This is a genomic window from Amycolatopsis rubida (assembly GCF_900115345.1).
In the GTDB taxonomy this organism is placed as follows: Bacteria; Actinomycetota; Actinomycetes; order Mycobacteriales; family Pseudonocardiaceae; genus Amycolatopsis; species Amycolatopsis rubida.
In genome coordinates, this window is record NZ_FOWC01000009.1 from 103149 (window position 1) to 128219 (window position 25071).

A 25071-nucleotide genomic window follows, 5' to 3' on the forward strand; every position below is an offset into this window, starting at 1 on the left:
TTCCGGCATCGGAAACCGTGTTTCTCACACGGTCGCGGCTCTTGATTTCGTAACGTGGCGAAAGGGCCAGCCGCTTGTCTTCGAGTCGCCCCGACTAGGCGGACTCTCGCAGATCAAACGACTGGCCCTGGGATGCGGTATCGGCCCCCCTCAGGCTGATCGCCAACCTCCCGATGTCCACCATAGCGGTGCCGGAATACTGCCGCTTAACCCGTCGGTGGATAACTAGGCGGCATTCATTTTCACGGTATCTGACATCCTGTCAATAGTGTTGCTAATTGCGCTCGAGCTGCGGATTTGCCCCGATTAGCAATCGCAAAAAGAAACCGTACGTGGATCCTGGTGCCTCAGTGCTGGCTGAGCGGCTGGTGGAGGTCGTAGGGCCGTGCCGGACTCAACGTCCTTGGAACCACCGGCGAAGCCGGACCCCCCAGGAAGGGCGAACGGGCACTCTCGGCGGTGCCCAGGGGTTGCCCGGCGGCGGAGCAGGCTGCCGGACCGGCGCGGGCGGCGGTGCCCACGTGTTTGCTGGCGGGCTCTGCGTCCGGGGCGGATGGCTCGCCACGGACGGTGGGTAACTGGTCGGCGGTGGCACCGAAGGCCGCGGCGACCCCGATGGGTGCGTAGCGGGGGTGTTCGGAGCTGCGGCCGGCCGAGCGGGAGCCGGTCTGGGCGACTGGACGGCGGGCGAGTCGGCGTACAGCTCCTTCAAGCGCGCCTGGAAATCGATCGGTGGGAACGCCCGCACTCGCTTGACTGGCGATTTCGAGGGTGCGGGCGGCTCTTCACCGCGGCTGCGGGCTCGAAGCGCGATCAGTTCCTCGCCGGAAACCGTCCGCAGTTCAGAGCCGCGAGAGATCTCGACCTGCGGAGTGTGGTCATCGCACCAGCGGGTCGGGTAGGTCGCCAGCAAGCCGGTGACCGAAACCCAGCTGCCGTCCAGCCCTTCGAGATTCGGGCCGAAGCGGTCTTCGAGATGACTTCGGGCTTCGTCGTAAGAGATGAACACGAAGGCGGCTTTCCGGTAGTCGCCGGTGTTCAGGAGCGTGATGGTGCCGCCGCGCATGGCCCGGTTCCGCTTGATCGACTCGATCTGGCCGAAGACAGTGACCTTGTCGCCGATGTGCTGGAAGAGCTTCTTCCGATCGTCCGCTTCGATGCAGACGAGTTCGTTCGGGGCGGCCTGGACCACTCGGTCGTGGTCCTCGGTCGCCGTGCCGCCGGACAAGGCGAGAGTGATCTCGGGCATCGGCGCCAGGCAAGCTCGCCGGAGCCGGGTGACTGCCTCGGCGACCGGCGGGATCGTGGACAGCGCGAAGAACAGATTCGAGGTGTCGGGTTCGGCGAAGTCGCGCGCGGTGAAGAGAAGGTTGTCCTCGTTGTGGAACCGGTCCCACAAAGACGGGTCGTGGGCGAGTGCATCGAGGGACAGTTCGATGGTCGCCGCGGCGAATTCGTCCAGGCCGACGTTGTAGCTGTCTTGCCTGGACGGGTGCTGGTAGTTCCGATGGCCCTGCTCGGCCGCGCCGTACCGGCGGAGTTCCGGCAGATACATGCCGTCGTAGTCGATCAACCGGACCGCGTTGTCGTCGTCGATCAAGATGTTGCCGTGCTGGAGGTCGCCGTGTGCGGCACCGGCCGCGCGCAGCTGCGTCGCCGCCTTGGACACTTCGCGGCCCACTGTGGTCAACGCGGCCGGCTCTCGCAGGTGGTCTTCCACCCAATGGTCGAGCTGGAAGCCGTCTACCCACGGCATCTTGACAACGGGATAGCGAGCGCCCTCCACCTCGATGCCATGGGGCAGGTAGTCGACCGGGATCAAGAACGGCAGCTCCGAGTGGACGCGCACGAACCGAGAAACCTGGTTATAGCGCTCCTCAAGATGGTTGCCCTGCTTGTGAAAACACCGCACGGCGACCTTCTGGCCGTCCACTGCGAACAGGTAGGTCAGTGCGAATCCGCCGGACGCCACGACTGGCGTCATCAGCGGCGTCCGTTCCAGCTTGCCACGCGACAGCACCGGGTCGGTGAACGATTGCTTAAGCTGGACGGCCTGCTGATAGGCGTCCATACTCGGCAGTGTCATGGGCGCACCACGCAAATCGTCGTGTCGTCGTTGGCGAGGCCGTCCGCGCGGAACTCGGCTACCAACTCTGCGAAGGAGTCGGGACTGGCCAGCAAGTGTTCCAGCGGTCGTGCCGGATCCGGGCGCTCCAGCAGGTACTTGGCGAGCGCGTCGCTGGCCAGGACGAAAAGATCGCCAGTACGCCAGGAGCCGTGCTGGCGGTGGACCGGGTCCAAGTCGCGTCCGGCGGGCGGATGCGTGCGCAGCACGTCCGGGAAATTGGTGAACCGGGCGGGATCGTCCAGCGGGAAAGCCAGAATGATCGCTCCCTCGCGCAGTTGGAACAGACAGCAGTCACCCACGGCTTCGCCGTCGAACGCGGAGTCGCTCAGCGCGAGCCCGGCGAAGGTTGCGGCACTGCCGTAGGACAGTTTCTGTATGGCGAACCACGGCAGATCCGCGCTGAAGACCTCTTGGTGCCACCGATCGCCCAGCTCGTCGAGCTGCGTCGCATCAAGCTCGCCATCCACATAGGACTGTGCGAGCAGGCGGCTCCAGACCTCCGGGCGAGCGGCGTCCGATGCTCCGTCGGCGACAGCAAAACGTTGCGCTGCAAGGTTCATCGCCGCGAAGTCCTCGTTCTCCGCGTTGTCTCTTCCCTGTTTGGCCACCGACGCCGTGACGACGCGCAGGTCGGTCCCGCGGTCGGCGGTCACTCGCCGTCGGTGATCTCGGGGAATCCGCCCGGGGTGATCCCGCGAGTGCCGATGTCGAGGAACTGCACCACCGCCGACGGGTCGGCGTTGTAGAGGAAACCACGAGCACCGGGGGCCAGGTCGTAGCGGAAGCTGGACGCAGCTTCCGCCATCGGCGTGGGGAGTTCGCTGGACATTTCGAACAGCAGACGGGCCTCCTTGTCCGGCAACGACACCTCAGAGTTGGGGAAATTGATGCGCCCCTCGCCGTTCCGAGACAGGTGGACGTTGAGCAGAAGCGCGGGGCCGTCGTTCGTGCCCAGCGCCTGGATGCGCTGTGCCGCGGGGATCGGGTCACCGTCGGTGGCCATGCCGTCGGTCAGGTTGATGACAATGGGAGGGAAGCTGTCGGGATGGTCGACGCACCAGGCCGAGACAGCTTTTTCCGCGGCCGACAACGCTCCTGTCATCGAGGTCCGCCCGCCGTGCACCGCTTCGACCCACACCGGCTGGACGACGAACTCGTCCGGCCGGGCGGGGTCAGGCACGATCTTCTCGACTCGACGCGGCTTGTCTGCCAGGGCGCTGACCGGTCGCAGCGGTTCATCCACTGTGCTGTCCTGGAACAGCGAGGACACGATGTCGGAGTAGCCGAGCGCGCCGACCTGGAAGTAGTCCACGACGCGGCGGCCGCCCTTAGTGCACAGTACGACTGAGGTGGTGAGCACGTTGTTGACCGCAGTGGCGAGCGCGGCGGCCTTCGACATGGCGGCGTGCGACCATGGTTCCGACATCGAATACGACTGGTCGATGAGCAGCATGAGGCAAGCAGGCTGGGCGCGGTTGACTTCGGCGGTGTACATCAGAGATCTCCTAGCGGTCAGGTGTTGTCGTACAAGCGCCACGCCGGGACGCGGATCGTGGTGCTGGAAGAGGTGTTGAGCAGCCGGGTGCGGAGCAGTTGGACCCGCAAGTGCTGGTGCCGAGGACGTCCGTCGGCTGGCCCTCGGTCGAGAAGGAATGCGTACTCGCCGGCGACCGCGTCGGCCAGATAGCCGTTGCGGTAGACCAGGAGTTCGACCTGGTCTGGGCAGCGGTTCCGGAGCCATGCGTACAAAGTGGACAGAAGAGGATCCGCATTCGCCTGACGCTCTGCGTTGCCGCTGCGCTCGGCAGCTCGCACCAGCGCGGTGCCGATGTTGTCATCCTCCGGCCACGCGAGACGGTCGCCCACCACGATCAGTCGGCTGCGTGCCCGCGTCACAGCCACGTTCCACAGCGTGTCCTGCTGCTGCAGCCACCCTTTCGACTGTCGAGGGAAGTCTCGGCTGATGACCGGGGACAGCACGATCACGTCCCGTTCCCCGCCCTGGAACGTGTGCACGGTGCCGGGGACGACTCGCGGATCGTTCGGCAGGCGCCTCCCGAGCACGCTGGCCTGGCCCTTGTACGGCGTGATGACACCGATCGTCGCTGCTTCGGGCAGCTCTGCCAGCAGACGTTCGACGACCTCGGCGACGCGGCATGCCTCGACGTCGTTCTGCCAGGAAGTGTTCGCGCTTCGGGCCGCTGCTCCGGCGACGTCGATCCAGCTGATCGGAGCCCCGGGCAGCTGCGTGCGTCGAGCCTCGTCGGTCAGGACGGTGAGCTGGCTCCGATAGAAACGCCGGTTCGCGAGGTCCGCGATCTCCGGATGGCACCGGTAGTGCTCGTCCAGCAGGAGAGGAGCTCGGACCAGCCGCTCGACCGCGTGGAAAGCCGAATGCCGGCGGTAGGAAAGCTGGCGGGAATCCAACCAGACCGGCGACACCCGATGCGCCTTGACGAGTTCGGCCTCGGCCTGCTCGGACAACTTGATCACCGGGCCTAGTTGCTGCACGTCTCCAATCACCAGCGCCCGCGCGCCACGGTAGAGCAACGGGAGCAGGTGCGGGACGGAACACTGGCTTGCTTCGTCCACGATCACCAGGTCGAACGACGCCGCGTCGGCAGGAAGCCGACGGGCGCTCAGCGCGGTGAGTGCCCAGCCCTTGACGTGCTCCCGGCAACGGCGCATCACTGCCCAGCCTCCGGTCGACGACGCTCGCAGCAGGGCTTCGATCTCGGCTTTGCCGGTGCGTGCAGAGGTTCGCACGACGGTCTCCCACGCTGTGTGGGAGGCGGCGAGTACCTGGTTCTCTGCCTGCGCGAGGTTGGCGGCGAGCTGGTCGTCGGACGGAGCTGGACGCGTTCTTTCCTGCTGCCACTGCGCTTCCGCCAACGCCCACGTCGCCAGGCGCTGGCAAACCTCGGCGGTCGTTTCGCCGTGCCACCCGACCGAAGCGCAGAACTTCGCGCGTCGGCGTGTGCCGAAGAACTTCGCGTTGGCTGCTCGGCTTGCTCGGCGGTGCAACACGGCGAGGTCGGCGGCGGAGAAAGCCGCCGCGAGAGCAGTCGTTGTGGTGGAAAGTTGCTCGGCGATTGCCTTGCGGTGCTGCCCCAAGGTCAGCAGGCGGGCTTCTTGCTCTGCAGTTTCCGCCAAGGCACGGACTGCTTCGGCGTGGACGGCGAACGCTCGGTCGAGCTCCGCAACCGCGGTCGCTGAGTGTTGCCTCGGCGGCGGCATGGCGAGATAGTCGGTCAGCGTGCGCTTTTCCCGCTCTTTCATCTGCAGGTTCCCGGTACGGACCACCGCACCGGGAACGAGCTTTTCGCACCTTTCCCACACCTCGTCGACCGCACGGTTATTGGTGGATGCGACCAGCACTGACTGTCCGTTGACCAGCGCGGTAGCGACAGCATTGGTGACGAGCTGGCTTTTCCCGGTTCCTGGCGGGCCGGTGGCGACCGTGAGCTGCTGGGTCATCGCAGATTCGAGCACCGCGCGCTGTCCGTCGTTGCACTGCTCGACATAGACTGGCCGCCACGGCCGGACGGCTGCGTTGCCGGCAAGGCCGAACAGCGGGGCCAGCGCAGTCTTCTGGATTTCCCTCTCGTGCTCGGCGATGTAGTCGAGATCCTTGACCAAGCCGTTGCTGGCCGAGCCGCCTGCTTGGTGCGCGAACAGCACCGCCGCGTTCCGCGCCCCGGACGTCGGGGTGTCGGTCTCGATCTCGGGTTCCAGCGAGCTAGGGCGCAGCGGCTGAACCGTGGCCAGCCCGAAGTCCTCGCGCAGGAAGTGCTGGACCTCTCGCAACAGATGCGAGTGCATCCCGCTTTGCCAGGTCGACTGGTAGGTGCTGAGCAGCGCCGCGGCCTCGTCATTGTCCAGCAAGGCGTTCACCAGGCCGTCGTGCGGCACGATTTCGCCGACCGGCCGGAGCCGTCGTCCGTCCGCACTGTCCACGACTTCGACCTGGGTCAGGAACAGCGGGGCGAACTGTGGACGACCGCGACCCTGATGCAGGACCACGGCCGGATAGCCGTACCAAAACTCGGTGTATTCGTCGGCCGTATCGACCAGCTGTGCGGCTTCAGCGGGCATCGACACCGCGCCGTCGGGGTCAAGGTCGCGGACCAGCAGCCTTTCCGCTCCCCGGAAACAAGCGTACTGGCGCTGCGCGTGCGCGGCAAGCAGCGGCTTCGGCTCGGAGTCGTCCTTCTGGACACAGGCCTGGTAGTAGCGCAAGAGCGCGGCTGGCGTCGGCGCACCAAAAGAGCTGCTGTCTGTGCCTTTGCCCGCGGGGTGCCCCGTCGCGGACCGGGCAGGCAATTGCGTGCCTGGACGGATCGCCTGACCGGCCCGGCAGCGGGCCAGGTGGATCTGCCCATTGACCCGGTCCGCAGAGAACACCGGCACCTGCCGCGGGGCCGCTTCCGGCGGCTGCACCGTGCGGACCTGGTCGTTCACGTAGTGAAACAGCTCGTTGGCGGACACGATCCCGTCGCCGTCGGTGTCCGCTTTGCCGGTCCGCAGGGCGGTCACGAGTTCGGCAGTGAACAACGAAAGCGGCGGCCCGGACCTTGGCCGGGAGTCAACCCACGACAATTCGCTGGGGCCGCTCGATGCCATCACGTACACGCCGCGCGGTTGCGGGAAGCCGTTCCGGTGCGCGCTGCCTTTGGCGAGGCGCGTGGTCATGCCGAGGCTGAAGCCGCCGCTGTAGCAGCAGTCGAAAATGGCGATCTTCTGTGCGGCGTAGCTGTTTTCCAGGTGTTCATTGACAAACGACGCGCCGACCGCGGTCTGCTCGCAGGACGCCTTCCAGCTGTCGGCAGCGATGAAATGGAATTCCGATGTGCTGTCGGAAAGCCGATGACCGTGCCCGCTGATGTAGAGCAGCCCGAGCTCATCGGCGTCCAGGTCGCCGAGGAACGCGGCAATGCGATCCCGCATCGTGGCGGCGTCCGGATCGAGAACCGTCTGCACCTCGGCGAATTGGCCGATTGCCGGGTCTTCCAGCACCTGGCGCAGCTCTGCCACGTCCGAGTGCGTGCAGGGCAAAGCGGAGAATTCGGTGGTGTCCCGGTAGCCGGCCGTTCCGATCAGCAGCGCGCGTTTGCGGCCGCCGCTCACTGGTGCCGTTTGTCGAGGAGCCGGGCGAGCATGCGCTCCTGTGCTTCGTCTGTCCCGGACGGCATCTCCAGCTCGAGACCGTCGATCCTGAATCGCACCGTCGCACGCTTGGTCTTCGACCACTCCTTGATCAGCGTGACGAGCGCGGTGCCGAGCGGAGCCGCAGTGGCAGCCAGGAAGACCCACAGGTCAGCACCGCCGACGCTGCTTCCTTTTGCGCCGTCCAGACCTGGCCCGGACGGCGCAATCCGCACTTCTGCGCCGCGAGTCTTTTCGATTTCCGCACGTAGTGCGCGAGCTAACTGTTCTTCCCGAATGATGTCGCCGCCAGCCTGGACGCGCAGTTCAAGCGTTGGTGTTGAGTTTTCCACCGGCCCCCCTCGGGCTGATTTTCAACCTTTCGTGATCACCATAGCGGCGGAAGGATACTCCCGCGTCACCCGCCTGAGGATTATGGTCCGCCTTTGCGGTCAGCGGACGGCTGAGAAACCGCAAGGGGATACCGGTGGAATATTCCAAAAATGTTCAGCCCTTGGTGCTCAGCTGCCACGACACTCCCCATCGGTCGTTCACCCAGGCGAACGGGCCGAAGCCGTAATCGTCGAGCGGCATCAGCATCCCGCCGCCCTCGCCGAGGGCTTCGTAGATCCGCTTGAGTTCGTCGGTCGAGTCGACGGTGACGAACAGCGAGGCGGACGGCGTGAAGTCGAAGGCGTGCTGGACGAAGCTGTCGCTGCACCGCACCCGCTGACCGGCCACGGTGAACTCGGCCATCACGATCGTTCCCTCCGGACCGGGGCCGTCGGCGCCGTAGCGCTCCTCGGACAGCACGGAGTCGCCGGGGAACAGCGAGGTGTAGAAGGCCATCGCCTCGGCGGCGTCGCGCTTCTGGAACATCAGGAACGGGACGAGGTCGGTCATCGGACTGCCCTTTCTCGGGGTGGGTCAGGCCCGAACGTCGCATTGACAAGAAGTTTTGTCAAGCGTGCAGCTCTGCGGGGTGAGGCACGGTCCGACCGCCTGACGAGGTCCTGGGGGTGTGCGGCGGTCGGCGGACATCTGGATTGCTCGAAGAGCTACATGTCCTGCCGTCGTGACGCGGGGTTGGTCGCACGGCGCCGCTCGTACGTCTCTGCTGATGCGGCAGCTATGTCAAGCCAAGGTTGGCGAAGTGCAAAAAACCTCACGTATCCGTCCTGTTGCTACTTAAAGATCAAAATTAGTCGCTTGTAGCTTCGATTTTCGTGGGTGTGTGCACGTTAGTGATCACGTAGCCCGAGAGTTCGCAAAAGGCGACATGATGACCTTGCTCAGCGAGTATGTTGTGTACTGCACCGTGCAAGGAAGGATGGGCGATGGCAGACGAGGGAAGTCGGGCTCGGCCGCTCGACGGAGCACGACGGTTGAGCTTGCTCGATGTCTGTTCGGGGGCCGGTGGTCTGGCACTGGGGCTCGAGCAGGCGGGATTCGACCCGGTGATGCTGATCGACAACCTTCCCGTCGCCTGCGAGACGTTGAGACTGAACCGGCCGTGGTGGGACATTTGCGAGGTAGACCTGGTCGAGTTCGATCCCGTCGACGCCAAGCAGGTCTATGACGTGGATTTGCTTTCTGCGGGCCTCCCGAGGGTGCGTGCGTCAGCCGCTGTGAACCGACCCGCGGGAAATAGTGATGAGATCACTCTGATCCGGGCGACGATCATGCTCATGCATGCGGTGCAACCGCGGGCGCTGCTCATCGAGAACATGGCCAAGCTGATCGAAGATGACGAGCATCGGGACATCCGGGACTTCGTGGAGGAGGAACTGGACCACCTCGGGTACCGGGGGCGGTGGTTCGTCATGAACGCCGCGGACTACCGAGTGCCTCAGGATCGACGCCAGGGCATCTTCGTAGCGATGAAGGGCGACGGCATCGACGCCTTCGAGGAACCTGCCCGCGTGCTCGAGCCGCCGATCACGGTCGGTGACGCTCTCCGGGCCTCCATGGCATCCCGAGGATGGGCGCAGGCGGACGAGTGGGCCGACTATGCTAATCGTCTCGCGCCTACCTTGGTCGGCGGATCATGGAACCGCGGAGGCGGGGACCTGGGACCAACGGGGACGAAGAACGCTTGGGCGAGGATGGGCGTCAACGGGGGCTCGCTTGCCGACGAGCTGCCTGGACCTGAGTACCGGTGGCGACCAGATCTTGTCCGATCCGAACTGATCCGGTTGACCGTGGACCAAACGGCGCACCTGCAAGGATTCCCGTCGGACTGGAAGTTTGCGGGAGGCAAGACCGCGCGATACCGTCAGGTTGGCAACGCTTCGCCGCCGCCGGTCGCGCGCGCTCTCGGCGAGGCCCTGCGAAAGGTCCTCTTGTGACCGGAGCGCCTCCGTCCGGCTGGAACGCGGCTCGTTACAATCGCTGGTCATGACCCCTCAGCAGCAGACGCTCGACTTCGACGAGCAGCTTCACCTCGTCGATCTGTTTGCCGGGCCGGGAGGGCTTGACGTAGCTGCTCATTGGTTGGGGATCGTCGCGGACGGTGTCGAGTGGGACGCCGGAGCGTGCGCGACTCGTCGGGCCGCAGGTCTGGGTACCTGGCAGAACGACGTTCGCCAACTGGGGCCGGAGGACTTTCCCTCGGCGACAATCCTTACCGGCGGTCCGCCGTGTCAGACCTACACTGTTGCCGGCGGCGGTGCGGGACGTCGTGCGCTTGACCAGGTGCTCGGCTTCGTCAAGCGGATGGCGGCAGGCGAGGATGTCCGGCCCAGTCTCGAGGATCTCGAGGACGAGCGGACCGCGCTGGTGTTGGAGCCATTGCGATGGGCATTGCGCGCCAAGCAGCTGGAACGCCCTTACCAGACGATCGTTCTCGAGCAGGTTCCAGCTGTCCTGCCGGTCTGGGAGGCGATGGAAGAAGCACTCGAGGGAATCGGATACAAGAGCACCTCCGGTATTTTGCATACGGAAGAATACGGTGTTCCGCAGACTCGGCGTCGGGCGATTCTTATCGCCAAGTTCGGCGTGAAGGAGAAACCCGAGTTGCCCACGCCGACGCACCGGCGGTTTCGACGAGGGGACGTACGGTCGGCGGCGGTCGAAGAGAAGCTGTCTCGCTGGGTCGCTATGGGGCAAGCACTCGAACGGACTGACGAATTCGTCGTTGTTTCGAATTACGGGACCGGCGGCAATCCTAAAGCGCGTGGACGTCGACGTTTCGATGAGCCATCAGCGACTGTGACAGGCAAGATTTCGCGTAACCGCCTTGAAACGCTCGCCGGGAAAGATCTGCCTCGTCTCGACTTTTATGCCGCAGGTCGACTTCAAACTTTTCCTCAAGACTACCCGTGGGCAGGGAAAGACGTTTCTCAGCAAATTGGCAATGCTATCCCGCCAAGGTTGGCGGCCCACGTACTTGCGGCAGCGCTGGACCTGGTTATCGATCCTCGACGTTTGGACGAGGCGGTTCGCGGTTCCTGGGAGAAGTTTGACAATACTCGCCCGGTAGCGGTCCGGAAAGCCGTGGTCTCCGACGATGTCGATGCAGGCTAAGCGTCATCGTCTTCTTTCTTCTTCCGGACGCGGACGTTCGCGTCTTTCTGAAGTCGTTGGAACAACGGCAGCAGCGCTTGGATGCTCGCTTCGGCGACATAGCCGTCGTCTGGACCGTCTGGCAGACGATCCCACGGCACTTGCGCAGCGCTCTCTGCGCTGGAAATCCACGCTTCGGTGCCCTCAGGATCGGGGCCGGAATCTGGCGCGAGTGCTTCGAAAACCAGCGTGCTTCCCGCGATATTGATCGCAGCGGAAAGGGCATGAAGATGATCGCCTAGCCGCGGAGTCTGTTCGTCTCGCATTCGCTCCAACAGGCGAACGATGGCGACCGCGGTCGGTCGGTGATCGATGACGTCCAGCCTCATCGTGCTGTTGAAAATCTCCTGAACCTGGCATGCCGCTTCGGCCGGGCGGTAGTCCTCACCGTTCCGGAACAACTCCGCTGCCCACCACAGACGCGCGAAAGCCTGGGTGTAGTGCGGGCCGCTGAAACGGGATGCCTGCGCGATCGACTTACCGCGGTGACGCCACACCACGTAATCCGGGGCGACTAGCAGAGCAATGAAGTTCCACAGCTCGCCCTGCGCGGCTTCGCTGCGGCTCATTCGCAATGTGGCATGCAGGCGGGGAGCCAACCATGCATCGGCAGCGGTCCTCCGGTCGTGGAAACGACGCATCGCCTCGTCGACCAGTTCACGAAACGGTTCCGTTTGCCATCGTGCGCTCACCGGCAGTGCAGTGGCCGTTTTCTGCAGCGCGGCCCTCGGCGGCACCTCGTCGCCAGACTGGATGCCGCGACCTAGGTGAGCTGCGACGGCCGCGTTCGACAACAGCCCGAGGGTCGCGGGCGGTTCGACAATGACGGTGCTGGTCATCGTTCCTCGTTTTCGGCGGCACGGTGGACGGATCGGATCGCTGTGGTCAGCCGCTTGGGTACCTGACTCCGTTTCCCCGCCGCGTATTGCAGGCGAGTCTGCAGCTCAGACCAGCTGTAGCCCTCCGTTCTGCGCTGGTTGATCTCATAGAGAGCGTCAGTCGGAGTCCGATCTGGAAACACGTCGGGGAGCATCGCCATGAGAACCGATCCTTTCCAGCCGCCTGGAATTTGAGGCGTGCCGTCCTCGTCAAGCTCCAGCGAGGCGATGGCAGTATGGAACATGGCAGTCCAAGCATCTTGTGCGATCTGACTGCTCATCGTTTCCCGCAACGCTCTTTCGATTGCAGAGCCACCTGCGCTGTTCAAGATGTCTGTGAATCCTTCGACGGCGGAGGTGTTCAGCAAGACTTTGGGTATCTCGCCAGAGGTGTCGACAAGCCAGGGCGCGTCTTTGAACTGTCGAAGCCACGCTTCGGGGCCGTTGCGGAAGTCGATCTCGACGATGTCGATCTCGCGCTGCCGCGCCGGCGTATCGGCTTTCAGGTCGACATACCAGTGCCGGTCGGTGCTGCCGATGAGTCGGCCGGGCACCTCGTCGTAGGTGCCGACGACAGCGAGGGAGAGCGTTGCCCGGACCAGGTGTGCGGACCGCGCCAGCTCGACGGACCCGCGGTAGGACCCGCCGGTGCCGCTTCCCAACGAGGTGACAGTTCTAGTGTTGGTTGCACTCTCGGTCAGTACTGCCAGACATTGAACGTCTTTCCACGGTCCTTCGGAAATTTCCTTTGTGGGGAGTTTCGCTTCGAGCAGTAGTGTTGCCGCGTGCCAGCGCTCTTTGCCCGACTGGTGCAGTGCCACGGTCCGTTCTGTCTTGGAGACTTGGGCATACGGCAACGGCACACCGTCGACTGTCACCGCCGTGATATCGAGATCGACATCACCGAACACGACCGGATACGGTAAAGCGGTCCTCATGCCACGCCTCCACGAGTCCGCTGGATATCCACGACGAGCCGGGACATTCGACTGGGCACTGGATGTTTGGCGGGATCAGTGATCGCAGTGAACGATGCGGCACGCACACCGGGATCGATCACGAGGTTATCAGCCTCGATCGAGCAATTCTCGGCGGAGACCAGCCGCCAGGGCACATCCGGCCTGCTGCCCGAGCGTACGTCGAACTTCGCGACCGGAGTCAACGACCACGGGTCCTCGGAGTCGGGCAACTTCAGCGAGACCGTGACGTTCCATGCGCCGTCGTCACTGATGAGGGCGTTGACAGCGCGCACTGTCGGAATGGGCTGATTCCGACGCGGACCTGCAGTCGGACTGTCGAACTTCAGCAGTTCGCGTAACAGTGCGGGACCATCGCGGCGTATGCGCTCCCGTTTTCCGACCAGTCGTCGGACGGCGTCGTCGATCGCTCGGTGGAAGTCGGTCAATCTGCTTTGCGCACCTCGAACGTAGGTGGCGGTCAGCTCCTCAGTCTTGCCCCATCGGTTGTGCTCAGGAGGTTCGGAAGCACGCAAGAATTGTTCGGCCAGCTCGACTTCTTCATTGTTTCGACCAGTTGCATAACCCGCCAGCAGGACAGCTTGGAAGGCCATCGCCCCGATAGGCAGTTCCCTCGGGCGATAGTCGCGCACCGTCATCCGGTTACCGCGCATGAGGACGACTTGGTTCAGCGGCTGATCTGTCTCGCCTGCGGGCGTGATCAAGAGAACGGCTTCGTGCTCGATACTGGCGGGCTTTCTGCGGCTGTCGGTCCGCCGCGGCACCACCGTCAACGGTACCCCCGCTCGGGCTACCTGTTCGCCTTCTGTCAGTTCCTCCACGGTCTCTCCGTCGAGGTGAGCCTCGAGAGCTCGGCTGAGTGCTGGGTAGTGTTCATGCGGATCGACTCGCTTCTCCGGGATCACGGTCTGTCCGTTGTGGAATGCGGTCACGCTCGCTTCGAGCATCGGTTCTCCGCCGCTACCCGACACCATCGCGGCCCAGAAGTCTTTGGCCAACGACCGGACGAGCTTGTCGTGCATCTCGTCCAAGGTGTCGGCGGTCCCCGAAGCGTCGTGTGCGCCGACGATCAGGAACGAGGTTCCCGGATCATCGTTGGGCCGCTCGAGATGGAGAGCTTGGACGGTTTCCTCGTCGGCCCACCAGGAACGGGCAGTGCCGCGGCGCTCGTCCTCGGTGTCGGGCTCGCCGAACCACGCCGGCCCGGCGTAGGCGTCGCCGTCGATCGTGTGCCAGGGCAGGTCGAGCCTGCCGACGACACGGCGGGCAGTTCTTCTCTCGAACGGTTTCGAAAGAGTTGAGTTGATCAGGACCAGGCCAAACCGGCTCGTGCCCCACAGCGTAGCTTTGCCCAGCCCGTAAGAACCGCCTGCCCTGCTGGCCTGCTGTTTGAAACTGTCGAGCTGGCGTCGGACGACCGCCGCGAACTGGCCGTCACTGTATTCGGGCCCGACCAGGCCGGTCGCGTTGTAGTCGTCTACGCGCAGGAGTCGCAAGGTTCTGGTGGCCGCGAGGTCGTCGAGTGCTGAACGCAGGCTTTTCGAGACTTTTTGTTCGGTCGCCGCTGCCTGTTCGTAGTGCTGCCGCAACGTGTCCCACTGGATGCTGCGCAGGAACGCGTCCAACCGTTCGCCGGTCAGTTCGTGCAGGACGTAGCGCACCCGAACAGCGCGATCGGTATCGAGTCTCTCGTCGAGGGAGTTCTGGGTAGCCTCCTTGGCCAGCACGGAGAGATCTGCGTCGAAAGCGAATGCGGCGGCGTTGCCGTATTCTCGTCCCCCGTCGGCATGCGCGGGGCGGTGGTACCACTTGCGGGCGAGTGCGGGAGCCAGGTCTTCAGAGCGGTTGTAGACGGCTGCTGGATCGCTGTCGAAGGCTTCGGCGATCGCCCGCTTTGTCTCCTCGCGAGGTTGCGCTCGCCCGGTGATCCAAGCTGAGACGGCTGCCCGGGTGAGCCCTAGCCGATCCGCGAGTTGAGCTTGCGTCATGTCCGCGCGTCGTAGCTGGCGCGCCAGCCATGGCCCGAAGTCGCTGGCGGGTTGCCCCTCGGACATCCACATCCTCCTGCTTTCGCTGGTAGAAGGCCTCTTGTCGGCATCTTATCAGATTTGATTTGACACGTGAGGTCGTGTCAAATTATGGTTGACAGCGTTGGGTCGTAACACAGGCCGACTTGTGGACGACCGCAATGATCGTAAGAACTCGATCTCGCTCCGGCGGGGTCCGGGCTCGGAGCCGAGTGTGCGAGAACGACGCAGGGTTCCGTGAACGGGCTCGCTTGCGCGAATACAACACAGCTCTTCGCCATGCAAGTCCTTTTCTGATCACTGTTGTCGCCGGGGAGACGGCAACACAGTTTGAGGATTGATCATCAGAATCTCGACGGTCGGGCCTCCGGATGGAGAACGACCGGCCGTCGTCACACGCTAATGCCTGTCGTTGGGAGCGAATCGGATGGTGGACACGTCGGACGGAACCGTGCTCGGCACAGTCGTCGAGCTTTCCGACCTGGCCTTGAGCACGTATGCGCTCAGCGAAGGGCGGGTGGAGGAAGACGCCAACGGCGAGCGCCGCATCCACCAGGGTGGTTACGGCGATCGACAGATCTTCGAGTTGGTGCAGAACGCCGCGGATGAAATGCGCGAGCCGGAAGAGTCCGGCGGACGCATCCAGGTAGTGCTCACCGATGATCATCTGTACTGCGCGAACGAAGGCCGACCGATCACGCCCGAGGGTGCGGAAACCATCCTCCGCATGGGAGTGTCGCGGAAGCGCGGTGGCCAGATCGGGCGGTTCGGCGTCGGGGTGAAGTCGGTTCTGTCGGTGACGCGGGCACCGCAGTTCTTCAGCCGCACCGGAGCTTTCGGGTTCGACGCCGAATGGGCGCGCGAGCAGATCCTCTCAGCTGTGAACGAGGGCCGTCGACAAAAGCGACTCCCGGAGCTGGCCGCGCTGGAAAACACGCCAGTGCTTCGGTTGGCACGGCCCCTCGACGTCGCCGCGGAACGTCGCCTCGACCAGGTTCTGCATGAGCTGCTCGACTGGGCGGTCACCGTAGTCCGCCTGCCGCTTCTGCCGGGAGCCAGCGAGGGGTTGGGACACGACATTCAACAGTCTGGACGGATCAGGGGAGGAGATCTGCCGCCACGGGAGTTCCCGCACCTTTTTCAGGTCTTCTCATCGCACGTCGGTACTTTGGTACTCGAGGACCGGCGGCGAATGCCCTTGGTGCGCAGGGAGATCACTGTTGCCCGTGAAGGTGACGAACGCATCATCAAGGAAGCCCGCAGCGGTGCCAAACCCGTGATCGAACGGCATCGGGTCTTCTCCCGGCCGCACCGAGTCGACGACGAGATCCGGCAAGGTGCCGGTGAACTGCACGACCGAGTGACAATCGACGTATCCTGGTCGGTGCCGGACTATCGGGTCATGACCAACGTCCAGGGGCAGACGCTGCACACGGTGCCCAACGACCGCGGTGCTTTCTGGGCATACTTCCCGACCACTTACCCGACGACGTTGAGCGGTGCGCTGAACGCGGCGTGGAAGACGAACGAAGATCGGCAGAACCTGCTGCAGAGCCCGTTCAACAACGAACTCTTGCGGGTCGCTGCCGATCTGGTGGTCTCATCGCTTGGCGAGCTCGTGGTCGACGAGGATCCCGGTGCTTACTTGCCGTTGCTTCCTGGTCGCGCTAAGGAATCGCCGAACTGGGCATGTACTTACCTCACGACGCGGATCTGGCAGGAAGCAGCGATTCGTCCGTCGCTGCCTGATCAGGACGGAGTGTTGCGCCGTCCCGCTGACCTGCTCATTCACCCGGAGAAGCTCAAGCCCGGCACGTTGGAGTTGTGGCGGAGTCACAGCGGCAGGCCTCGTGACTGGATCCACCACTCCGTCGAGGCCACGCGTGAGCGGCGGGGAAAGGTGACCCACGTCCTCGATGCCGCGGGACAGGAGCCGGCGACCATCCGGGAATGGCTGGAGGCACTGGTTGTCAACGGGACTCCCGCCGGATCTGCCGTCGCGCTGAAAGTCCTGGCCGCTCTCTTGGAAGATGAGTTGCTCCACGACCACGCCGCTGCCGCGGACGCCCGCCAGGCGAAGATCTTGCTGACCGAGCAATGCGAGTTTGTGTCCCCGATCGCCGGGAGCGTGTTCAGGAGGACTGTCGAAGATGGACTGCGGGACGACCTGACTTACGTCCACCGCGCGTTGGCTGAAGATGTGTCCCTCCAGCGTACCCTAGGTCAGTTGGGCATCCGAGATGCCGACGCGGAGGGACGTTTCCGGAGCGTTCTGGACCAGGGAGGCTTCGACTACTACTCGGCCGAGTCTTGGACCCGGTTCTGGGAACTCATGCGCACGGCCGGCAAGACATCTCAGGTGCCTGCGATCGAGAAGGCGATGCCGTCGGCACAGGACACGCTGAAAGTTCGAACTGTCGCCGGAAACTGGCGGTCTATCGGTCAATGCCTGCTGACCGGAGCGGTTGTCCCCGAAGACGGGTCGCGTGACGCCGAGATCGCGATAGACCCGGGATTCCACGGCGACGACCGCAGCGTGTTGATCGAGTTCGGTGCCGTTGCCACCCCGCGGCGGGGTCACCGTCCCGATGGAGAAACGTGGTTTGACGAGTACCACAAGGCGGTCTACGAGAGCTACGTCCGGAAGCTGAAGCCGACGGAGCACCGTCCAGCCACCAAAACGGTCAAGGTGGAGGGCGGCCCGATAGCAGGGCCGACCTCGGTCTTCCTCGAACTGTCGAAGGAAGGCCGGGCCGCGTTCCTGAACGCGATGCCCGATGAAGGACTGACGGAGAACTGGACGCGGCAGATCGGCAAGTCCGCGGCCACTCGCGTCGCGGTGAAGTCGCCGATTCGGTGGCTGCTGGACCAATACGGCTGGGTTGCGACCTCGAAGGGCATCGTGCCGGTCCGCGACGCAGTCGCTCCGCAACTGTCCGTTTACCGGGATGCGCTGCCCGTCGCGGAAATCAGTCCGAGCAAGGCTGCGCGGTTGAAGCTGCCCGCGAAAGTAGAGCAAGTGCGAGACGCGCAGTGGGCCGATTTGCTGCAGCGGGTGAAGGAGAGCGATGACGACAGTTTCATCGGACGCACCTACGCTCTGCTGGTAAGGGCGGAGTGCAGTCTGCTGCGCGAGGAGTTCAGCACGCGTTGCCGCGTGGGCGACCGGTGGGAACTGCGTCCCGACGAAGATATCGCCATCGCTTTCAGCCGGGATGACTTGATCGAGTTGGTGAAGGAGAACCACCCGGCACTCCTTATCGATCGCGCCGAGGATCGCGACGAGGCTGAAGCGATGATCTCTGATTGGGGCATGCGCCGGGTCTCGGATGTGATCTCCAAGCGGGTGCGGTCAGTCCCCGCAGGCTCGCCAGTTGCGGTAGTCGATGAGTTTCCTCCGCTGCGGCAGCGGTTCGGTTCCCGAGTCAGTGGCCTGTTCCTGCAGCGCTGCACGGAACTGGAAGAAGTCGTCCACGCTCCGAGCGGTACTCGCACGACGTCCTTGCGCAGCGCCCTGCACGACCGGACGACAGTACTTGTACCCGAGGACGCGTCTTTCGAGGCTGTCCTCGCGTTGGCGGACAAAGAGTTCGGTTGGAAGCTGGGGGTCGACGGATGTCGGACTCTGCTCGACGTATACCGCAAACAGCAGGAAGACCTCGAGCTGAAGGCGAAGCTGGACGCTGTGCGGAACGCGGCTACGGTGGCGGAGAAGCTTTCCTTGCTCATCGACGAAGCTGATCTGCGTGCAGGCCTGCCCCCAGGCCTGCTGCAGAGCGAACTGGCCGAGACCGGCCGCGAACCAGATGCTCGGCGTGTTGCCGAGATGGCCTACAACGCCCATGACGACGGTGTTCTTCGGGTACATCAAAAGGACATCCAAGCGAAGTTTACGACGACGGCTCCGTCACGGTTCGACGGCGACCAGGCTGCTCGTCGTTTCGTCGCGTCCCTCGAACTGCCGGACTCGTTCGCGGGCGCGCGGATTCCGGCTCCGCCTGCGCGAGAGCGGGCAGAAGGGCCAGTGGAATTCCCGCGCCTGCACGACTACCAGGAAATCATCGCTGCCCGGATCGCGGCACTGTTGCGGTCCCCGACCCCCCGCCGCGCGATGCTCAGTCTGCCTACTGCCGGAGGCAAGACCCGCACCGCGGGCGAGGGCGTGATCACGTGGATTCGCGACTCCGGGGTGCCTGACGGGCCGATCCTGTGGATCGCACAGACCGGTGAGCTTTGCGAACAAGCGGTCCAGTCGTGGAAGTTCGTCTGGGAAAAGGTCGGGCCTAAGTCCGAATTGGTGATCGACCGTCTCTGGCACACCAACTCGGCGACGCCGGTCACCGATCGTCCGCACCTGGTGGTCGCCACCGACGCGAAGCTCACGTCCATTCTCGGCGAGGACCAGTACACGTGGCTGCGCCAGGCATCGCTGGTTCTGGTCGACGAAGCCCATGTGGCCATCTCGAAGAACTACACCGCGATCTTCGAAAAGCTGGGGCTCACTCACCGCGAGACGTCCAGGCACCTGATCGGGCTCACCGCGACCCCCTACCGCAGCAATGAAACGACCACCGAGCGGCTCGTAGCGCGGTTCGGCAACGAACGCCTTGACGAAGGCGTCTTCGAAGGCGAACCCATCCTCGCGCTGCAGAAGCGAGGTGTGTTGTCGACCGTGGAACACCGGCAGCTCCCAGGAGCGGATCTCCAGCTCCGTCCCGACGAGCTCGCAGGCATGATGGGTGACGGGTCGATCAACTTTCTGCCCAAGGCAGCTGAACAGCGCCTGTCCGAGGACCAGGTTCGGAACAAGATCCTCCTGGACGAGATCGAATCGTTGCCGCAGGACTGGCCAGTTCTTGTGTTCGCTACGTCGGTCCATCACGCCAAGTTCCTCGCTGCCAAACTCGGGGACCGCAACATCCGGGCGGCGGCGATCGATTCGTCGACACCGTTGTCGGATCGGCGGCGGAAAATCGACGAGTTCCGGGCAGGCCATATCCGTGTGATCACCAACTATGGGGTCCTGTCGCAAGGATTTGACGCGCCCGCGACCAGAGCGGTGGTCATCGCGCGACCAGTGTACAGCGCGAACAGCTATCAGCAGATGATCGGCCGCGGTCTTCGCGGTCCCCTTAACGGTGGTGAAGACGGATGCCTCATCCTCGATGTCCGGGACAACATCACGAACTTTTCTGCGGCCCTCGCCTTCACTGACTTCGAACACTTGTGGCAGGAGCGCCGGCGATGACGACTGAAGAATCCATCTCGCTGACTGCGTCTCAACAGGCTGTTGTCGATTTGCCTTGGCACACAAAGGTTCTGGTGAATGCGGCCGCGGGGACTGGGAAGACGACGACCCTGGTCCGGCGAATAGAGCACCTGGTCCAGGAGGAGGAACTGCAAGTCGCGGACATCCTCGTGTTGAGCTTCTCGCGAGCCGCGGTACGGGAGCTCTCCGAACGACTCGTTCAGGCCGGGACGGTCGCGCGTCGTGTTCGTGCGCAGACGTTCGATAGTTGGGCGACTTCGGTCCTATACCAGGAGGATCCGCAGCGGACTGACCTTTCGTCGGTGAGCTATGACCAGCGGATCAAGATGGCGGCCGAGGTGGTTGAACGCGGAGTAGTCGAAGAATCCGAGCGCGGGGAACCGCAGCACGTTGTGGTGGACGAGATCCAGGACCTGGTCGGGGTTCGTCGCGATCTCGTCGAAGCCGTCCTCGACCGGTTCCGGCACTCCGGATTCACTGTCGTGGGCGATGTAGCACAATCGATCTACAGCTTCCAGGTTTCGGATCCGGTGGCACGTGCAGGTGAGACAGGTCGATTCTTCGACTGGCTTCGGGCTAGCTTCCCCGATGAACTGGTTGAACATACTCTCGACGTCAACTTCCGAGCCCGTACGCCAGAAGCGCGCGCAGCGTTGGGCTTGGGTCCACGGCTTCAGCGGATGAGGACCGACGCCGACGCCGTGGACTTGCTTCGAGAGCTATCCTCGTTGCTGTCGGGCGTTCCGTCATTCGGTTCTCTTGAAGATCGCTTTGTGCAGGATTCGCTGCGTGAAGCTGAAGGCACAACTGCGATCCTGTGCCAGGACAACGCGCAGGTGTTGGCGTTATCCGCAGAACTCGATAAACACTCGATCTCCCATCAGGTCAAACGCGGTGCGCATGACCGCGCCGCGCCGCCGTGGTTGGCTGCCCTTCTCGAAGTCGTCTTCGACGGTAAGATCACCGAAAGGGAGTTCCGCGACGCCACCGAGCGCTTCGAAAAAACAGTGTCTCAGCCCCCTGCGTTCGCATGGCGTTCCTTGCGGCGAGTTGCACATGCGCCCGGAAACAGACTCGACCTCTTCGCGTTGCGGCGGGCGATCGTAGAGGAACGCCTTCCCGACGATCTCACCGCGCTCGTCGCGCATCGTCTGACGGTTTCGACCGTACATCGGGTAAAGGGCATGGAGTTCGACCGAGTGCTCTTCGTCGAAGGAAGCCGCGTGCTGCGTGATGTCGATGACGTACAAGCTGCTGCGAGGCTCCAGTACGTCGCCATGACCAGGCCGCGCCTGGACTTGTACCGCCTCGACACACCGAAGACTTGGATGTATCGAAAGGCGAACTTGCTGCCCTCGCGGGCCGAGCGTTGGTACCTCTCGTATCAGAAGGCGCAGTGCAACGGCATCGAGGTTCTCGACTTCGACGCCGTGCCTGCCCGTTCGTCCGACTCGATAGAAGTGGAGCCTGCTGCGATCCAGAAGTATCTCCGAGAGCAGGTGAGCTGTGGCGACCTGATGGAGTTTCGCAAGCTGCACGATCTCCCGATGGCAGTAGACGAGACACCGGAGTACGGCTTGTTCCACGACGGTGTTCGCGTCGGGGAAGCCTCACAGCAGTTCCGGCGAGACCTACGACGGCTGATCGGTGGAAGAGAGCGCGACGTCTGGCCGATCTCCATCGAAGGCATGCGAGTGGACGCGATGCACACGACCGCGAGGCGGGCGGGTGCGAATGCGCAGCCCAGGCTCGCAGAGGGAGACATCTGGCTGATGCCCCGGCTTGGCGGCATCGGTCGAATCATCTGGTGTGCGCGCGTCGAAACCAGGGAAGGGACGATCCAACAGTGACGGCACTTCGGCATCAGCACTACGGTCTGCGCGGAAAACTGAGAACCGCCTTGCGCGCGGATCTTCTCGGGCCGGTCGACGGCGTTCATGAAGTACTCGCTTCTGACGCGCCGATCACTGCCTACCCGATCGGTGTCCTCTTCCCTCAGCGTGAACCGAACGAGCCGCCAGGGTTCATCGAAGAGGGCGGGGCGTACCCGGTACCGGAACTATCCGCGCACAAGGATATCGAGCAGGACGAAGTCGATCTCGGGGTGGCGCTGTCGAACCAGCGCAGGCCGTCGTCGATGGGCATGACCTTCTCGGTCGATACCGAGGTGGCCCCGTACATCAGCATCGTAGTCGAAGGTGCGCGTTACGTCCCGGAAGATGCTGAGGGAAATCCCGTGGAGGCCGGACGTACCGAGGCTAGGAGTACCGACGATCAACGCGAACGCTGGCGTCGGGTTCCCGTCGAGATCGAACCCGTCGTACTCGACGTAACTGTTGCGGGTACGCGGAAGATTGAGGATCTCGCAGCCGGATTGGAGCTGCGCGCCCTGGTGCGGGCTCCGGCCGATGGCGTGGTCACGGCGACGGTGACGCTGGTCAACACTCTGACGTGCGGCGAGTACGACCTTCAGGATGCGTACTGCTTCTTTCAGGCAGGTTTGACGGCGACTGGGCCCGATGGGAGCTTGGCCTTCGTCGAACGTCCCACGCTTCGGGGCGCGGTGGACCAAGAACAAGCTCTAAGCCGCCTGCTGCATCGGCACGTTCCGTCCTTCGCAACTGGACATGGTTGCTCGGTGGCCTGGGATTGGGAGGTGCCGGCGCTGTACGAGCCCATCGCGTCCTGTGCTGTGGCGAGTATCCGCACCGAATTCATTCCCACCTACGAGGTCTTACTTACCGATTCGAACGGTGATATCGACAACGCAGCTCTCGATATGAGCGGGCTCGGAGTCGCGTCAGCAGACCAGATCGGCGAGAGGCTTCGGTCGATTTTGGACGGCTACGCCGGGTGGATCGAGGCTCGAGATCGGGATATCGCATTCCTTGGTGACCCTGACCACGTCGCGGCCGCCCGCGACCAGATTTCATATTGCCGGAGTGCGCTTGCCCGGATGCGTGAAGGATTGAGCCTTCTCGTCGACGAAACGCGTCCGGAGCTCGCGGAAGCGTTCCGTCTGGCAAATCGCGCGATGGCCGAGCAACGGGCGCGGACCCAGTGGATCAAGGGCGGTCGACCGGGTGAGCCCGATCTCGCGGCTGCTCGCTGGCGCCCGTTTCAGATCGCATTCATGCTCCAGTGCCTCGCAGGTATCGTCGACCAGGAGCATGAGGACCGCGAGGTCGCTGACCTGCTTTGGTTCCCGACCGGTGGTGGCAAGACTGAGGCGTATCTCGGGCTGATCGCGTTCACGGTCTTTCTGCGTCGTCTTCGGGACGGTGCCGATGGAGCGGGCGTGACTGTCTTGATGCGGTATACCCTCCGTTTGCTGACGCTCCAACAGTTCGAACGCGCGGCTACCTTGATCTGCGCCATGGACGTCATCCGGGCCAAGGACACTGCCCAGTTGGGCAAGGAGTCCATCTCGATCGGCATGTGGGTCGGTCAGTCGGCTACACCGAACGATTTGCAAAGCGCGAAAGACTCGTTGGCGCAGCTTCGTCGGAATCATGGAAAGCAGCTGAGCAGGAAGAATCCGATCCAGCTACGGGTCTGCCCGTGGTGCGGAAACGCATTGACGGCCGATGACTATGAGGTTGTCGAGGCGGAACGCCGGATGACGATGCGCTGTCGCAACACATTGTGCGAGTTCTCGCCTGCTCCCGGACTTCCAGTGCATGTCGTCGATCAAGCTGTTTACCACTGGCATCCGACGCTCGTCATCGCCACCGTCGACAAGTTCGCGTCGCTGCCGTGGCGTCCGACCACCGAAGCGCTGTTCAATCGTGATCTCAACGGCGTGCGGCCGCCTGAGCTGATCGTCCAGGATGAGCTGCACCTGATCTCCGGGCCGCTCGGAACGCTGACCGGGATGTACGAAACGGCGGTCGACATCCTTGCCGAACGACCCAAGGTAGTGGCGTCAACCGCGACGATCAGGCGTGCGTCCGACCAGGTAACCGCGCTCTTCGACCGTCGCCTAGCCCAGTTCCCGCCAGCCGGTCTGGACGCGCGTGATTCCTGGTTCGCGGTTGAAACGCCCAGGACAGCCAAAGCCTCGCGACGTTACCTGGGCCTGCTGACCGCGAGCACCAGTCAGACAACGTTGCTGGTTCGCGCGTATGCGGCGTTGCTCCATGGGGCTGCTCGAGCACGGGAAGACGGGGCGACGCCGGAGTTGCTGGATCCGTACTGGACGCTCGTCGGCTACTTCAACAGCCTTCGGCTGTTGTCAGCAGCCGAACTTCAGGTCCGTGACGACGTCCAAGACCGCCTGGAGGCATTGTCGGATCGCGATGGCTCGGCCAAACGAGCCGACCTGTCCGTCGAGGATCTCAGCAGTCGGGCTGATTCCACCAAGATCCCCGAGCTGCTCAAGATGATCGAACGGGGACTTCCGGCTGGTCGAGTGCTCGACGTCCTGCTCGCGACCAACATGATCTCGGTCGGGGTTGACATCGACCGGCTCGGGCTGATGGCTGTGATGGGACAGCCGCAGACCACTGCGGAGTACATCCAGGCCACTAGCCGAGTCGGCAGGCTCCATCCTGGGCTGGTGACGGTGATCTTGAACTCGATGCGATCGAGGGATCGTTCGCACTATGAGAGTTTCCCGACGTTCCACTCAGCGCTCTATCGTGAGGTCGAGTCGACCAGCGTTACCCCGTTCTCTGCCCGGGCTCGGGATCGAGGACTGCACGCGGTCGTAGTCGCCTTGGCCAGGATGTTGATCCCTGGCCTTCGCGAGAACAGTGACGCGCATCGAATCGAGAAATTTGTCGCTGAGGTGGAGTCGACGGTACGTGCGGCGATCTTGGATCGCGTCGAGAAGATCAACCCTGAGGAAGCGGAAGCAGCCGCGGAACAAATCGACAATTTCGTCCAGTGGTGGCGCGAGCGGGCAGTTGACCAGCCCGAACTCGTGTACGAGGCGAAGCGAGGTTCGGGGGCTCCGGCGCTGCTGATCGGATTCAGCGCTGAGGAAACGGCTTCAGCCGACGCGCAAGAGACCTTGTGGAGCCTACGGGACGTTGATGCTGAATCTGCCTTGTTCCTCGAGTACAAGTGGTAGGGAGTGACG

The 25071-nt window shown here is 63.6% G+C and carries 14 protein-coding genes; 5 read left to right on the top strand and 9 right to left on the bottom strand.

All coding sequences use genetic code 11. The features are described 5' to 3' along the window. Positions 1-394: 394 nt before the first annotated feature. The 6 genes from BM362_RS29985 to BM362_RS30005 all read right to left on the bottom strand — a co-directional run bounded on the left by BM362_RS29985 (position 395) and on the right by BM362_RS30005 (position 8176). On the bottom strand, positions 395-2086 hold the full coding sequence (locus BM362_RS29985; protein WP_143132511.1) for a serine/threonine-protein kinase: 1692 nt from the start codon (positions 2084-2086) through the stop codon (positions 395-397). Next, positions 2083-2781, bottom strand: coding sequence for a PP2C family serine/threonine-protein phosphatase (locus tag BM362_RS29990; RefSeq protein ID WP_093575394.1), 699 nt, complete (start codon positions 2779-2781; stop codon positions 2083-2085). The genes BM362_RS29985 and BM362_RS29990 overlap by 4 nt, the downstream gene beginning before the upstream one ends. Further along, positions 2778-3623 (bottom strand): vWA domain-containing protein, encoded by an 846-nt coding sequence (locus BM362_RS29995; RefSeq protein WP_093575395.1) that lies wholly within the window; start codon positions 3621-3623, stop codon positions 2778-2780. Before BM362_RS29995 ends, BM362_RS29990 begins: the two co-directional genes overlap by 4 nt. Positions 3624-3640: 17 nt before the next feature. After that, positions 3641-7255, bottom strand: a complete 3615-nt coding sequence (locus BM362_RS30000; protein ID WP_167545486.1) for a caspase, EACC1-associated type — start codon at positions 7253-7255, stop codon at positions 3641-3643. Beyond that, positions 7252-7626, bottom strand: coding sequence for a hypothetical protein (locus BM362_RS47705; protein ID WP_167545487.1), 375 nt, complete (start codon positions 7624-7626; stop codon positions 7252-7254). Before BM362_RS47705 ends, BM362_RS30000 begins: the two co-directional genes overlap by 4 nt. Before the next feature lie 154 nt (positions 7627-7780). Further along, a complete protein-coding gene (locus BM362_RS30005; RefSeq protein ID WP_093575397.1) occupies positions 7781-8176 on the bottom strand; it encodes a VOC family protein in 396 nt (131 codons plus the stop codon). Between the two features lie 482 nt (positions 8177-8658). Between BM362_RS30005 and BM362_RS30010 the strand changes: the two genes are divergently transcribed. After that, positions 8659-9621 carry a DNA cytosine methyltransferase gene (locus tag BM362_RS30010; protein ID WP_244287331.1) on the top strand — a complete coding sequence of 321 codons (963 nt, stop codon included), beginning with the start codon at positions 8659-8661 and terminating at the stop codon, positions 9619-9621. A gap of 49 nt (positions 9622-9670) precedes the next feature. Continuing rightward, the gene (locus BM362_RS30015; RefSeq protein ID WP_093575399.1) at positions 9671-10798 is read left to right on the top strand and encodes a DNA cytosine methyltransferase; all 1128 of its coding nucleotides are present in this window, start codon (positions 9671-9673) and stop codon (positions 10796-10798) included. On the opposite strand, the gene BM362_RS30020 is transcribed toward BM362_RS30015, so the two are convergent. From BM362_RS30020 to BM362_RS30030, 3 genes are read right to left on the bottom strand one after another with little or no spacing between them, the layout of a single operon-like run. Beyond that, positions 10795-11676: a DUF6339 family protein gene (locus BM362_RS30020; protein WP_093575400.1), complete on the bottom strand. Its 882-nt coding sequence runs from the start codon at positions 11674-11676 to the stop codon at positions 10795-10797. The two genes, BM362_RS30015 and BM362_RS30020, sit on opposite strands and share 4 nt — an antisense overlap. Continuing rightward, positions 11673-12626, bottom strand: coding sequence for a hypothetical protein (locus tag BM362_RS30025; protein WP_244287332.1), 954 nt, complete (start codon positions 12624-12626; stop codon positions 11673-11675). The genes BM362_RS30020 and BM362_RS30025 overlap by 4 nt, the downstream gene beginning before the upstream one ends. A gap of 23 nt (positions 12627-12649) precedes the next feature. After that, a complete protein-coding gene (locus BM362_RS30030) occupies positions 12650-14746 on the bottom strand; it encodes a helix-turn-helix transcriptional regulator (RefSeq protein WP_093575402.1) in 2097 nt (698 codons plus the stop codon). A 400-nt stretch (positions 14747-15146) separates the two neighbouring features. Between BM362_RS30030 and BM362_RS30035 the strand changes: the two genes are divergently transcribed. The 3 genes from BM362_RS30035 to BM362_RS30045 are packed head-to-tail and all read left to right on the top strand — an operon-like array spanning position 15147 to position 25062. Beyond that, positions 15147-19967: a DEAD/DEAH box helicase gene (locus tag BM362_RS30035; protein WP_093575403.1), complete on the top strand. Its 4821-nt coding sequence runs from the start codon at positions 15147-15149 to the stop codon at positions 19965-19967. Further along, a complete protein-coding gene (locus tag BM362_RS30040; RefSeq protein ID WP_093575404.1) occupies positions 19964-21838 on the top strand; it encodes a UvrD-helicase domain-containing protein in 1875 nt (624 codons plus the stop codon). The genes BM362_RS30035 and BM362_RS30040 overlap by 4 nt, the downstream gene beginning before the upstream one ends. Next, complete coding sequence (locus tag BM362_RS30045; protein WP_093575405.1) at positions 21835-25062, top strand: helicase-related protein; 3228 nt, start codon at positions 21835-21837, stop codon at positions 25060-25062. The genes BM362_RS30040 and BM362_RS30045 overlap by 4 nt, the downstream gene beginning before the upstream one ends. The last annotated feature ends 9 nt before the right edge of the window (positions 25063-25071 follow it).

Coding starts and splice junctions, on each gene's coding strand:
- BM362_RS30020 (WP_093575400.1), bottom strand. CDS start 11,676: ATGACCAGCACCGTCATTGTCGAACCGCCCGCGACCCTCGGGCTGTTG.
- BM362_RS30005 (WP_093575397.1), bottom strand. CDS start 8,176: ATGACCGACCTCGTCCCGTTCCTGATGTTCCAGAAGCGCGACGCCGCC.
- BM362_RS30015 (WP_093575399.1), top strand. CDS start 9,671: ATGACCCCTCAGCAGCAGACGCTCGACTTCGACGAGCAGCTTCACCTC.
- BM362_RS29985 (WP_143132511.1), bottom strand. CDS start 2,086: ATGACACTGCCGAGTATGGACGCCTATCAGCAGGCCGTCCAGCTTAAG.
- BM362_RS30035 (WP_093575403.1), top strand. CDS start 15,147: ATGGTGGACACGTCGGACGGAACCGTGCTCGGCACAGTCGTCGAGCTT.
- BM362_RS30040 (WP_093575404.1), top strand. CDS start 19,964: ATGACGACTGAAGAATCCATCTCGCTGACTGCGTCTCAACAGGCTGTT.
- BM362_RS30030 (WP_093575402.1), bottom strand. CDS start 14,746: ATGTCCGAGGGGCAACCCGCCAGCGACTTCGGGCCATGGCTGGCGCGC.
- BM362_RS29995 (WP_093575395.1), bottom strand. CDS start 3,623: ATGTACACCGCCGAAGTCAACCGCGCCCAGCCTGCTTGCCTCATGCTG.